Annotated in this window: 11 protein-coding genes; 3 read left to right on the top strand and 8 right to left on the bottom strand. The window is 61.3% G+C overall.

The genetic code is table 11. The features are described 5' to 3' along the window. Window positions 1-60: 60 nt before the first annotated feature. From PMI34_RS05875 to PMI34_RS05910, 8 genes are all read right to left on the bottom strand, one after another. Window positions 61-1,062, bottom strand: a complete 1,002-nt coding sequence (locus PMI34_RS05875) for a response regulator (RefSeq protein ID WP_008052728.1) — start codon at window positions 1,060-1,062, stop codon at window positions 61-63. A 48-nt stretch (window positions 1,063-1,110) separates the two neighbouring features. After that, the gene (locus tag PMI34_RS05880; protein WP_008052727.1) at window positions 1,111-2,121 is read right to left on the bottom strand and encodes a chemotaxis response regulator protein-glutamate methylesterase; all 1,011 of its coding nucleotides are present in this window, start codon (window positions 2,119-2,121) and stop codon (window positions 1,111-1,113) included. Beyond that, entirely contained in the window at window positions 2,118-4,397 is a 2,280-nt protein-coding gene (locus tag PMI34_RS05885) for a hybrid sensor histidine kinase/response regulator (protein ID WP_008052725.1), read from the bottom strand. The genes PMI34_RS05880 and PMI34_RS05885 overlap by 4 nt, the downstream gene beginning before the upstream one ends. After that, complete coding sequence (locus tag PMI34_RS05890) at window positions 4,394-5,074, bottom strand: chemotaxis protein CheW (RefSeq protein WP_008052723.1); 681 nt, start codon at window positions 5,072-5,074, stop codon at window positions 4,394-4,396. The genes PMI34_RS05885 and PMI34_RS05890 overlap by 4 nt, the downstream gene beginning before the upstream one ends. After that, the gene (locus PMI34_RS05895) at window positions 5,071-6,342 is read right to left on the bottom strand and encodes a CheR family methyltransferase (RefSeq protein WP_008052721.1); all 1,272 of its coding nucleotides are present in this window, start codon (window positions 6,340-6,342) and stop codon (window positions 5,071-5,073) included. The genes PMI34_RS05890 and PMI34_RS05895 overlap by 4 nt, the downstream gene beginning before the upstream one ends. Further along, window positions 6,339-6,875, bottom strand: coding sequence for a chemotaxis protein CheW (locus tag PMI34_RS05900; protein WP_008052720.1), 537 nt, complete (start codon window positions 6,873-6,875; stop codon window positions 6,339-6,341). Before PMI34_RS05900 ends, PMI34_RS05895 begins: the two co-directional genes overlap by 4 nt. Next, on the bottom strand, window positions 6,875-8,497 hold the full coding sequence (locus PMI34_RS05905) for a methyl-accepting chemotaxis protein (RefSeq protein ID WP_008052719.1): 1,623 nt from the start codon (window positions 8,495-8,497) through the stop codon (window positions 6,875-6,877). Before PMI34_RS05905 ends, PMI34_RS05900 begins: the two co-directional genes overlap by 1 nt. 303 nt (window positions 8,498-8,800) lie before the next feature. Then, the gene (locus PMI34_RS05910; protein WP_008052718.1) at window positions 8,801-9,523 is read right to left on the bottom strand and encodes a tellurite resistance TerB family protein; all 723 of its coding nucleotides are present in this window, start codon (window positions 9,521-9,523) and stop codon (window positions 8,801-8,803) included. A gap of 90 nt (window positions 9,524-9,613) precedes the next feature. Between PMI34_RS05910 and PMI34_RS0127495 the strand changes: the two genes are divergently transcribed. The 3 genes from PMI34_RS0127495 to PMI34_RS05920 all read left to right on the top strand — a co-directional run bounded on the left by PMI34_RS0127495 (window position 9,614) and on the right by PMI34_RS05920 (window position 13,030). Continuing rightward, window positions 9,614-10,174: a hypothetical protein gene (locus PMI34_RS0127495; protein WP_008052717.1), complete on the top strand. Its 561-nt coding sequence runs from the start codon at window positions 9,614-9,616 to the stop codon at window positions 10,172-10,174. Window positions 10,175-10,510: 336 nt separating this feature from the next. Continuing rightward, window positions 10,511-11,425 carry a LysR family transcriptional regulator gene (locus tag PMI34_RS05915; RefSeq protein ID WP_008052716.1) on the top strand — a complete coding sequence of 305 codons (915 nt, stop codon included), beginning with the start codon at window positions 10,511-10,513 and terminating at the stop codon, window positions 11,423-11,425. Window positions 11,426-11,530: 105 nt separating this feature from the next. Beyond that, a complete protein-coding gene (locus PMI34_RS05920) occupies window positions 11,531-13,030 on the top strand; it encodes a gamma-aminobutyraldehyde dehydrogenase (protein WP_081498110.1) in 1,500 nt (499 codons plus the stop codon). Window positions 13,031-13,046 lie beyond the last annotated feature (16 nt).

Genomic DNA, 13,046 nt, shown 5'->3' with positions numbered 1-13,046 from the left:
CAGCCGAACGCAGCCTCGCGGGCTCGGCAGCTGCTACAGCGCTACGAGCAGCGCTTTTTGTTACTCGATCCCCACCTGATTACGCCCATTGTTCTTCGCCAAATACAGCCCCTTGTCCGCCGCTGAAATCAGATCACGGCAGTTGCTGCCCGCTTTCGGCGTGATGGTCGACAGGCCGATGCTGATGGTCAGGCTCGAACCTTCGGTAGGCGAGTTATGCGGGATTTTCAGGGCTGCCACGGTCTGGCGCAGCTTCTCGGCCACCAGCCGTGCACCGCCCTGGGAAGTGTTGGGCAGTACCAGGGCGAACTCTTCGCCGCCGTAGCGGGCCGGCAGGTCCGAAGGCCGGGCGCTGGCGTCCTTGATCGCCGCGGCGACCTTGCGCAGGGCTTCATCGCCTTCCAGGTGGCCGAAGCTGTCGTTGTAGGCCTTGAAGTAGTCCACGTCGATCATCAGCAACGACAACTGGCTCTGCTCACGTAACGAACGGCGCCACTCCAGTTCCATGTATTCGTCGAAGTGCCGACGGTTCGACAACCCGGTCAGGCCATCGGAGTTCATCAGGCGTTGCAGCACCAGGTTGGTGTCGAGCAGTTGCTGCTGGCTGACCCGCAACGCGCGGTATGCCGCGTCCCGTTGCAGCAGGGTCATGTAGGAGCGCGAGTGATAGCGGATGCGCGCGACCAGCTCGATGTTGTCCGGCAGCTTGACCAGATAATCGTTGGCCCCGGCGGCAAAGGCCGCGCTCTTGATCAGCGGGTCTTCCTTGGTCGACAGGACGATGATCGGTATGTCCTTGGTCGCCGGGTGATTGCGGTACTCGCGCACCAGGCTCAGGCCGTCGAGGCCGGGCATGACCAGATCCTGCAGGATCACCGTCGGCTTGATGCGCACCGCGTGGGCGATGGCCTGGTGCGGGTCGGCGCAGAAGTGGAAATCGATGTTCTCTTCGTTCGACAGTCCGCGACGCACGGCTTCGCCGATCATGGCCTGATCGTCCACCAGCAACACCATGGCGGCGTTTTCGTCGGTCTTGAAGTCGTCGAGCTGTAATTCAGTCATGTGCGGTCACCTGAGTACTACTTGAGCCAGGAATGAGGGAAAATGTGCTCACTTGGCGAAAATCTCCAGCAATCGTGGCGCTATCTTGTCCAGCGGGCGAATCTCCACGGCGGCGTCGATGGCTGCGGCCGCCTTCGGCATGCCGTACACCGCACTGCTGCCCTGGTCTTGTGCGATGGTCAGATAGCCCTGTTGGCGCATGAGTTTAAGCCCTTGGGCACCATCACGCCCCATGCCGGTGAGCAAAACCCCCACGGCATCGCCATTCCAGTAACTGGCCACGCTCTCGAAGAACACGTCGATGGAGGGCCGGTAGATCTCGTTGACCGGTTCGGCGGTGTAGGCCAGCGTGCCATTTTTCAGCAAGCGAATATGGTGATTGGTGCCGGCCAACAGTACCGTGCCGCTTTGCGGCGTCTCGCCTTCCTGGGCCAGGCGCACGTCGAGACCGCTGGCGCTGCCGAGCCATTCAGCCATGCCGGCGGCAAAAACCTGATCAACATGCTGCACGAGCACGATGGCCGGAGAGAAATCACGCGGCAGCCCCTTGAGCAAGACTTCCAGCGCTGCCGGCCCGCCAGCGGATGAGCCAATGGCGATCAGGCTCTGGCGTGAGCCCGAGCGGTGCAATGGCGCCGTCGTCAAGCGCGGGCGATTGCCGTTGTCGCCGATCAGCCAGCTGATATTCAAGATCTTGCGCAACAACGGCGCGGCCGCTTCCTGGGCATTGCCGGCACCGACCGCCGGGGTATCGACCACGTCCAGCGCACCGTGGCCCATGGCCTCGAACACCCGGTGCACGTTCTGCTGGCGATCCACGGTGACGATGACGATGGCACAGGGGGTCTCGGCCATGATCTGCCGCGTGGCCTCGACGCCATCCATCACCGGCATGATCAGGTCCATCAGAATCAGGTCCGGGGTGTCCTGGGCGCACTGGCGCACCGCCTCGGCGCCATTGCCGGCGACCCAGACCACCTGGTGTGTTGGCTCGAATGCCAGGGCGCGGCGCAGGGCCTCCACCGCCATGGGCATGTCGTTGACGATAGCAATCCTCATGCTCGCGCTCCTCCAATGAGTTCGACCACTGCATCGAGCAAGGCGTCGTCATGAAAACTGGCCTTGGCTAGATAATAGTCGGCCCCGGCATCCAGACCACGGCGCCGGTCCTCTTCACGATCCTTGTAGGACACCACCATCACCGGCAGCGATTGCAGGCGATTGTCCCGACGCAACAGCGTGACCAGTTCGATGCCGTCCATGCGCGGCATATCAATGTCGGTGATCAGCAGATCGAAATCCTCCGAACGCAGCGCGTTCCAGCCGTCCATGCCATCCACCGCAACCGCCACGTCGTAGCCGCGATTGAGCAACAGCTTGCGCTGCAACTCTCGCACGGTCAGGGAATCATCCACCACCAGAATTCGTTTGCGGGTCGCCTCGACCACCTGATTGCTGTGGCGGGCAATGCGCTCCAGACGACCGGTGTTGAGCAGTTTCTCCACCGAACGCAGCATGTCTTCGACATCGACGATCAGCACCACTGAACCGTCGTCGAGCAGGGCCCCGGCGGAAATGTCCTGCACCTTGCCCAGACGCTCATCCAGAGGCAGCACCACCAAGGTGCGCTCACCGATAAACCGCTCCACGGCCACGCCGTAGATCGCATCACGCTCGCGAATCACCACGACCTTCAGGGTTTGCCCGCTGCTCTGGCTGGCCGGACGTTGCAGCAACTGACTGGCCGCCACCAGGCCGACATGCTGGTCTTCGTGCCAGAAATGCTGGCGGCCTTCGACCTGTACGATATCCGACGGCTCCAGGTCGCACATGCGCTCAATGTGCGCCAGCGGGAAGGCATAGGCTTCATCGCCGACTTCCACCACAAGGCTGCGCACCACCGACAGGGTCAGCGGTACCTCAAGGTGGAACCGACTGCCCTCGCCCGCCGACTGCTCCAGCACCACCGCGCCGCGCAACTGCCGGACCATGTGCTGCACCGCATCCAGGCCGACACCGCGACCGGACACCTCGGTGACCGTGTCGCGCAGACTGAAACCGGGCAGGAACAGGAACGTCAGCAACTCTTCTTCGCTCAACTGCGCAGCGGTTTGCGCAGGCGACAGATTTCGCTCAACGATGCTGCGACGGACCTTTTCCAGGTCCACGCCGTTACCGTCATCGCTCAGTTCAAGCACCAGCAAGCCGGCCTGATGGGACGCGCGCAGGCGAATCAAACCTTCCGCCGGCTTGCCCGCCAGCAGGCGCTGCTCCGGGGTTTCGATGCCGTGATCGACCGCGTTGCGCAACAGGTGAGTCAGCGGCGCTTCGAGCTTTTCCAGTACGTCGCGATCGACCTGGGTTTTTTCGCCTTCAATTTCCAGCCGCACCTGTTTGCCCAGATCGCGTCCCAGATCCCGGACCATCCGCACCTGCCCGGTCAGCACATCGGCAAACGGCCGCATGCGACAAGCCAGCGCCGTGTCGTACAACACCTGCGCCCGCTGGCTGGCATGCCAGGCAAACTCATCAAGCTCGGCGTTCTTTTCCATCAGCAGTTGCTGGGACTGCGAGAGCAAGCGCCGCGCATCCTCAAGGGCTTCCTGGGCCTCCAGGCTCAAGGCATGATCCTTGAGATGCACATTGAGATTCTCCAGTGCGCGCAGGCTGTTGCTCTGCATGCGCTTGAGTCGCTGCATGGTCGCCAGGTGCGGTTTGAGCCGCAGGGTTTCCACCAGGGATTTGCTCGACAGATCGAGCAGACTGTTCAGGCGCTCGGCGGTGACACGCAGCACACGTTCGCCGTTTTCGGTGGTGCGTTTGGTCTTGCGCGAGGCTGGCGCCGATGGCGGTTCGACGGCAGGCGCCGACGGCTCGACCCTGGGTGTGGGTGCTTCGAGCTGAAGTTCTGCCATCACCGGTACGGCAGGCGCAACCAATGGGACCGCAGGGTCAAGCAACAGCGCCATCAACGCCACGTAGGCCTCGATGTCCGCAGCCTCCGGGTTGTTGTCCGGCGTGGCGATGCGCATCAGCAAATCAGTGCCTTGCAGCAACGCATCGATGTGTTCGGGGCGCAGCAACAGGCGACCTTCCTGGGCACTGACCAGGCAATCTTCCATCACATGGGAAACGCTGACCCCAGCGTCGACACCGACGATCCGCGCCGCGCCCTTGAGCGAGTGTGCGGCACGCATGCACGATTCAAGTTGATCGGCCTGGGTCGGGTCGCGCTCAAGCGCCAGCAGGCCGGCGCTCAAGATCTGGGTCTGAGCCTCGGCCTCCAGGCTGAACAGCTCGAGCAAAGAGGCGTCGCGCATTTGCTCGGGGGTCATGTGAGGCTCCGGGTCACGGCGGACAGTAGCTGTTCTTCATCCAGCCAACGCAGGCTGCGACCTTTGAATTGCAATACGCCACGGGTGTATTTGGCGCTGGCCTGAGCACCCGAGCGCGATGCGGTTTCGAGGATGCGCTCGTCAATGGCGTGAATCCCGTCGACTTCGTCCACCGGCACCACCACCGGCCCGCCGTGGGCCGCGATGATCAGCATGCGCGGCATGACCCGCGCACCGGTGGCCACGCTGCCGGCGCCGTCGAGCCCGAGCAGTTCCACCAGCGACAGGCAGGCGACCAGCGCGCCGCGCACATTCGCCACGCCGAGCAAGGCCCGGGAACGTTGATGCGGCAACGAGTGAATCGCTTGCAGCGGCGCCACCTCTACCAGACTACGGGTCGCAAGCCCCAGCCACTCTTCACCCAGACGAAACATCAACAGCGAGCGGGTTTTCACCTCGCTCTCGACCGCGACGGACACGCTCCCGCGATCTTCCTGCTGCAATGCATAACGATCGAGCAAGCGTGTGGCAGCCGCCGAATACACCGCACAATTGCGGCAATGAATATGCTCGCTGAGCAACGGGCAGGACTGGTCGCCGTGGATACCGATGCGGTTCCAGCAATCGTCGATGGCCTGGGCGTCCCGGGTGACGCTGAAGGTGTCGGAGGCGATCATCGTTTACGCTCACTGTCGGCGGTGCGTGCGCTGCGGGCGGCACGTTCCTGCAATCGTCTGGCTCCCATTGCGTCACCCTGGGCCTGCAGCAACCCGGCCAGGTGCATCAACGCTTCGGGATGTTGCGGCTCGAGGTACAACGCCTTGCGGTAAAAACCCTGGGCTTCAAGGGTATTGCCGGCCACATCGCTGAGCAGTCCCAACCAATAAAAGACCTGGGCCACCGGTTCATGGCTGCGCAAGTAGCTTTCACACGCCGCTCGCGCCTCGGCGCTTTTGCCTTCATCGGCCAGCACGGCGATATTGACCAGCAGCGCGGCAGTGTCGGAGCCGGAGGTTGCGGGCGCAGGCCGCAACGGCGCAATCCGGGCAAACGGACGGCTGCGCACTGGCACAGGCGGTGGATTGTGCAGCGGTTGCGGCACAGGCAATGGTGCGGGCACGAATGTCGGCAAGGGCTCAGGGGCCGCAGTGCCCTGTCGACTGAACGCGAAGGACTGCGGGATTCCGATCGAGCGCATCCCCAAACGCCCCAGCAGACTGCCTTCGGCCGGACCGATAAACAGCACGCCGTCAACGTGGGTCAGGCACTTGAGCACTTCGAAGACTTGCTTCTGGGTCGGCTGGTCGAAGTAGATCAGCAGGTTGCGACAAAACACGAAATCGAAGGGCGGTTCACCGGCCAGCAAGGCCGGATCCAGCAGGTTGCCGACCTGCAGGCGCACTTGCTCGATTACCCGCTGATCGAGGCGATAGCTCTCGCCTTCGGCGCTGAAATGACAGTCGCGAAATGCAATGTCATCACCTCGAAAGGAGTTCTTGCCGTACAACGCCCGCCGGGCTTTTTCCACTGACAACGGGCTGACGTCCAGGCCGTCGACCTTGAACTGGTGCGGCTTGAGCCCGGCATCGAGCAACGCCATGGCGATCGAGTAGGGTTCTTCGCCGGTTGAGCACGGCAGGCTGAGAATTCGCAGTGCGCGCAGGTTGTTGATCTCGGCCAGACGCTTGCTCGCCAGTTTCGCCAGGGTGACGAAGGACTCCGGATAGCGGAAGAACCAGGTTTCCGGAACGATCACCGCTTCGATCAACGCCTGCTGTTCGTCCCGCGAGCCCTGCAGGGTCCGCCAGTATTCATCGGCCGACAATGCTTGCGAAACGATGCTGCGCTGGCGCACCGCTCGCTCGATGATCGCTGGCCCTACCGAGGTCACGTCGAGCCCGATAGTTTCCTTGAGGAAGTCGAAAAAACGCTGGTCGCTGTTCATGGCCGCTCCTGCAGCAGCGCCGGATCCATTGGCGGCGAGGGAAACAACAAGGCGCGCACCCGGTCGTCCAGCAGATCGCCGACCCGTACCCATTGCAGCAAGCCCTGCTCGTCCTTGCGCACCGGCCCGAGGTAAGGCGTCTGGCGGTTGTCCAGGCCATAGTGCTGAAAATCCGCCGGATCGCAACGCAAGGTGTCAGTCGCCTGCTCCAGGATCAGCCCGAGCAGCTGTGTCTCGACGGTTTCATCCGGGCGATAGTTGACCAGCACCAGTCGCGTGCTGGTACGGGCCTGTGCAGGCGCACCAAAGGTCAGAGCGCTCAAGTCGATCACCGGCACCACGGTGCCCCGATAGGCGAACACCCCGGCGACCCAGGCGGGAGCATGGGGGATGGGCTTCAACGGCAGGCACGGCAGCACTTCAGCCACTTCGATGGCCTTCAAGGCATAGCGCTCGTTGCCGATGCGAAACACCAGAAACAAGGCATGCAGCACCTGTTTCACGGCAATGCGTTTGGCCGTGATTTCGCTCATCAGACTTTGAATCGCGAAACGCCGCTGCGCAGCCCAACGGCCACCTGGCTCAGTTCATCGATGGCGAAACTGGCCTGGCGCAGAGACTCGACTGTCTGGCTGCTGGCGTCACCCAATTGCACCAGCGCGTGGTTGATCTGCTCGGCACCGGTGGCCTGGGCCTGCATGCCTTCGTTGACCATCAGCACCCGCGGCGCCAGTGCCTGGACCTGATGGATGATCTGCGACAACTGCTCGCCGACCTGCTGCACCTCGGACATGCCGCGACGCACTTCTTCGGAGAACTTGTCCATGCCCATGACCCCGGCCGATACCGCCGACTGGATCTCGCGCACCATCTGCTCGATGTCGTAGGTGGCCACGGCCGTCTGGTCCGCCAGACGCCGCACTTCGGTGGCGACCACGGCAAATCCGCGTCCATATTCCCCGGCCTTCTCGGCCTCGATGGCGGCGTTGAGCGACAGCAGGTTGGTCTGGTCGGCGACCTTGACGATGGTCACCACCACCTGATTGATGTTGCCGGCCTTCTCGTTGAGGATCGCCAGCTTGGCATTGACCAGATCGGCCGCGCCCATCACCGAGTGCATGGTTTCCTCCATGCGCGCCAGGCCCTGTTGCCCTGAGCCTGCGGCCACGGAAGCCTGATCGGCGGCGGTGGAAACCTCGGTCATGGTGCGCACCAGATCCCGGGAAGTCGCGGCGATCTCACGGGAGGTCGCGCCGATTTCCGTGGTGGTGGCGGCGGTTTCGGTAGCGGTGGCTTGTTGCTGCTTGGACGTCGCGGCGATCTCGGTCACCGACGTGGTCACTTGCACCGACGAGCGCTGGGCCTGGGACACCAGGGAAGTGAGCTCGGTCATCATGTCGTTGAAACCGGTCTCTACCGCGCCGAACTCGTCCTTGCGCTCCAGGTTCAGGCGGCTGCTGAGGTCGCCGGTGCGCATGATTTCAAGGATTTTCACGATGCGGTTCATCGGCGCCATGATGGCGCGCATCAACAACAGGCCACAGAGGGCGGCGGCCAGCACCGCGATCGCCAGGGAAATGCCCATGATGACTTTGGCGGTGAGCACCGCATCATCAATGGCCGCGATTTCTGTGTCCGCCACGGTCTTGTTATGACGCAGGATGTCATTGACCTTCATTCGACCCGCCACCCAGGTCGGGGTCAGTTCACTGTGGAACATGTTGACCGCCTCGGCGTTCTGGTTGCGTTTATGCAACTCGATCACCGTGGCCAGAATCCGGTGGTAGTCCTCATGAAGTTTTTCGAACGCTGCGAAATCGACCCTGTCTTCTTCGTCGCCCATCGTTACACGGTAGAGGTCCATCTGTTCTTTCAACCGCTCGGCGAAGCCCTTGAAGTTCGCGGTATCCTCGGCAGTGAAGCTCTGCCCTTGCTCCAGGCCGAGCATGGCCTGAATGCGTACATAACTGTCGGACCACGCGCCACGAATCATCGAGCTGTAATACAACCCTGGCAGAGCGTCCTCACGCACGCTGGCCTCGCTGTTTTCAATCTTCAACAGCCGGGAATACGAGACGACCACCATCAGCAACATGATGGCGATAATTACCGCAAAGCTCGCCAAAATGCGTTGGCGCAACGTCCAGTTCTTCACAGTCAATCCTCGGGGCCTGATTCGAAATGCGGGGAGTATAGCTGAGGGCGGTGTTTCATTTATAAGACGGATGCGCGCCACTTCTCATCCCGTTGAAAAAAGGCGGGATGGGCTCTGGGGGGGACTGTCCGCTAATTGAGGGAATGGGTGATTGGGTAGAATCGGGCGATGGATCGGTCATTGCGGCTGTGGCGCGGCTGAAAACCAGGACCCTGTGGGAGCTGGCTTGCCAGCGAAAGCGTTGTGTCAGACAACCGATTACTGACTGAATGACCGCCTTCGCTGGCAAGCCAGCTCCCACAATTACATCGAAGCCTGGCGCACCTGCTTCTCCAGTTCAGCCTTCAACCCCGGCTCCAGCTTGAGCTGCCGCGCCAGCTCATCCAGGTAGGACTTCTCCATGAAGTTCTCCTCGTCGACCATCATCACACTCGCGATGTACATCTCGGCGGCGATTTCCGGGGAGCCGGCGGCGCGGGCGACATCGCTCGGGTCCAGCGGCTTGTTGAGCTCGGCGTGTAGCCAGTGTTGCAGCTCCTGGTCATTGTCGAGCTTGATGAACTCGCCCTCGATCAGTGCGCGCTCACGCTCGTCGACATGACCGTCAGCCTTGGCCGCCGCTACCAGGGCCTTGAGAATCGCCTGGCTGTGCTGCTCGACTTGCGCGGCAGGCAAGCGGTCGAGGGTTTGCGGTTCCGTTTCTGGCGCAGTGCCCTGCTGCGCCTGCCAGTTGCCGTAGGCCTTGTAGGCCAGCACGCCCAACGCGGCGAGGCCGCCGTAGACCGCAACCTTGCCGCCCACCTTGCGGGCTTTCTTGCTACCCAGTAACAAGCCCATCGCACCTGCCGCCAAGGCACTCCCACCCGCACCGGAAAGCAAACTGCCGAGGCCGCCCGAGCCGCCATTACCACCGAGCAATCCGCCCAGAGTGCCTGCGGACGACTTGCTCTGCGCCCCGCCTGCCTTGTTCTGCAACATGTCCTGGCCAGACTTGAGGAGTTGATCGAGCAATCCACGGGTGTTCATTTTTTGCCTCCACTAAAAGGTTTATCCGAACCTTGAGGCCACCAGCCTAGTTCGAAAGTGCCTGGTGATTCCCGGGGAGAATGCTTCCAGATGTTGCTGCTTGATGGCTTAAATAAACAAAAAACAGGCCAGCGCTTGAGCAACATAACAAAACGATATAAAAAACTGTCATTTATAACAGTATCGAGATCGGACATTTCTGTTTACTTTCCTGTTGCCGTAACTACTAAAACTCAAGAGAACAAAACCATGTCCAGGTCAGCTGAAGAAATTGTAAGTGAGCGTTTTAAAAATAATGAAAGAACCACATTACAGGGGCATATAACGGTAAAAATTGGCACCCAGAATTTTACATTCAACAACATCAAATACATAACAGGATCCGGATTCAATGGATTAATCGGCTCACTGAACACAGAAGCTGCAGTGATAACTTTCACAACTATTGTCCAAAACGGAACCTATCTACTGACCTATCCCTTTGAAAATACTGACGCTAACTTCTGGCAAGTCGCCAAAGGAGCTGAAAGGTATGAAGCAGAGACCGGCAAACTACACATCGAAAAAACCGCTGAGCTCACTTATAATGGAAAGGCTACTTTTAAAGCAAACGGTGTAACAGTAACCATTGATTTCGATGTTAAACCTTAATTCCATCCTTTCTGCCATCGACCCTCCTACTTGCATTTGAGGGTCGCCTCTCCAGAGCGCGCCAGACAACAGACTCCTGACAAGTTCCACCGTTGCAGATCAGGGGCAGGTCAAGGTCACCCGGTAATTCCCAGAACTGACTGGTTTGTTCGCCGCATCCAGCAAGGCGTACTTCCTATTGAACATCCTGCACACAGTGTCTCGACGATGGCCCCCTGGAAATGGATGGCCCCGCTATCGGTTGGGACGCGAAACAGCTTCCACCAAGCCTACCCCTCAGAAAAAAAGATATACACTCTGACCAATCGATAAAAACAGCCCACCGGGTGCTTCCCCATGATGACCTTGCGTCAGATCCGTCACTTCATCGCCGTGGCCGAGACCGGCTCGATCTCGGCCGCCGCGCAAACCGCGTTCATTTCCCAGTCGACCCTGACCCTGGCGATCCAGCAACTGGAAGAGGAAATCGGTGTCAGCCTGTTCAGCCGCCATGCCAAGGGCATGACCCTGACCCACCAGGGGCATCAATTCCTGCGTCAGGCGCACTTGATCCTGGCCACGGTGGATAACGCCAAGCGCAGCCTGCAACAGAGCACCGACCAGGTTGCCGGGCAACTGATCATCGGCGTGACCAGCCTGGTGGCCGGTTATTATCTGGCGGATCTGCTCACCCGCTTCCAGCGCGCCTACCCCAACGTGGAAATCCGCGTGATGGAAGATGAACGCCCGTACATCGAGCATTTGCTGGTCAGCGGCGAGATCGATGTCGGCGTGCTGATCCTCTCCAACCTCGAAGACCGCCACGCTTTGCAGACCGAAGTGCTGACCCACTCGCCACACCGGCTATGGCTGCCGGCCCAGCACCCGTTGCTGGAACACGACAGCATCAACCTCGCCGACGTGGCCCGCGAGCCGTTGATTCAACTGAACGTCGATGAAATGGACCGCAACGCCCAGCGCATGTGGTCGGCAGCCTCCTTGCAACCGCGCATCACCCTGCGCACCGCCTCGACCGAAGCAGTGCGAAGCCTGGTGGCCGCCGGATTGGGTGTGTCGATCCAGCCAGACATGACCTATCGCCCGTGGTCACTGGAGGGCGACATAATCGAAGCGCGGCCGATTGCCGACCTCAGCCAGACCCTGGATGTCGGCCTGGCCTGGCGTCGCGGCACCGCGCGGCCGGCGCTGGTGGACCCCTTTCTCACGGTCGCTCGCGAACAACCCCACGGCGGGCGCAAGCCATCTATTTAATCGAACGCCACCTTCAGTATTTAGTATTTGTTGTCCTCGGGTCCGCAAACTAGTCTTGTTGCATCTAATAAAGACGGCCGGGCCCCAGTCACAGGGAGCGCTGACATGTCTACACAACAAGCCACACAAAAAACGAGAACCCGAAAAATGGCTGGCGCGCAGACTCCGTTGTTCACCGCCCTGTTGATCGATGGTGAACTGGTCGCCGGGCAAGGCTTTGCCGAGCCGATCCTCAACCCGGCCACCGGCGAAGTCCTGACGCAGATCGCCGAAGCCAGCACCGAGCAAGTCGAAGCCGCCATCCTCGCCGCCCACCGTGCCTTTGCCGGTTGGTCACGCACCACGCCGCAGCAACGTTCCAACCTGCTGCTGGAGATCGCCAACGCCATCGAAAAAAACGCCGACCTGCTGGCCCGCCTCGAATCCATGAACTGCGGCAAGCCGTTGCACCTGGCCCGTCAGGATGACCTCAATGCCACGGTCGACGTGTTCCGCTTCTTCGCCGGTGCCGTACGCTGCCAGACCGGCCAGCTCAGCGGCGAATACCTGCCGGGCTACACCAGCATGGTCCGTCGCGATCCGATCGGGGTCGTGGCGTCGATTGCGCCGTGGAACTACCCGATCATGATGGCCGCGTGGAAAATCGCCCCGGCCCTCGCCGCCGGCAACACCCTGGTATTCAAGCCGTCGGAACACACGCCGCTGTCGATCCTGGCCCTGGCACCCGCGCTGGCCGAGATCCTGCCACGGGGTGTGATCAACATCGTTTGCGGTGGCGGCGAAGGGGTCGGCAGCCATTTGGTCAGCCATCCAAAGGTGCGCATGGTGTCGCTGACCGGCGATATCGTCACCGGCCAGAAGATTCTCCAGGCCGCATCGAAGACGCTCAAACGCACCCACCTGGAACTCGGCGGCAAGGCCCCGGTGATCGTCTGCAACGATGCCGATATTCAGGCCGTGATCGAAGGCGTGCGCACCTACGGCTATTACAACGCCGGCCAGGATTGCACCGCCGCTTGCCGCATTTACGCCCAGGCCGGGATTCATGACCGCCTGGTGGCCGAGCTCGGCGCGGCGGTCAGCAGCCTGCGCTTCGCCGGTAAACGCGACGCCGACAACGAAATCGGCCCGCTGATCAGCACCCGCCAGCGCGATCGCGTGGCCAGTTTTGTCGAACGGGCCCTCGGCCAGCCGCACATCGAGCGTGTGACCGGCGCGGCCGTGCATTCCGGCGCCGGCTTCTATTACCAGCCGACCTTGCTCGCCGGTTGCAAGCAAAGCGATGAGATCGTCCAGCGCGAAGTGTTCGGACCGGTGGTCACCGTGACCCGTTTCGATGAACTCGAACAAGCGGTGGACTGGGCCAACGACTCGGAATACGGCCTGGCCTCGTCGGTCTGGACCCAGAACCTCGACAAGGCCATGCAGGTCGCGGCGCGCTTGCAGTACGGCTGCACCTGGATCAACAGCCACTTCATGCTGGTCAGCGAAATGCCCCACGGCGGCCTGAAACGTTCGGGCTACGGCAAAGACCTGTCCAGCGATTCGCTTCAGGACTACAGCGTGGTGCGGCACATCATGGCCCGCCATGGCGAGCATCTCTGACTACGCTAATAACAAG

This window comes from Pseudomonas sp. GM74 (genome assembly GCF_000282455.1).
Lineage (GTDB): Bacteria > Pseudomonadota > Gammaproteobacteria > Pseudomonadales > Pseudomonadaceae > Aquipseudomonas.
The sequence above is the reverse complement of the archived record's forward strand: the minus strand, read 5'-3'. Positions and strand labels throughout refer to the sequence as shown.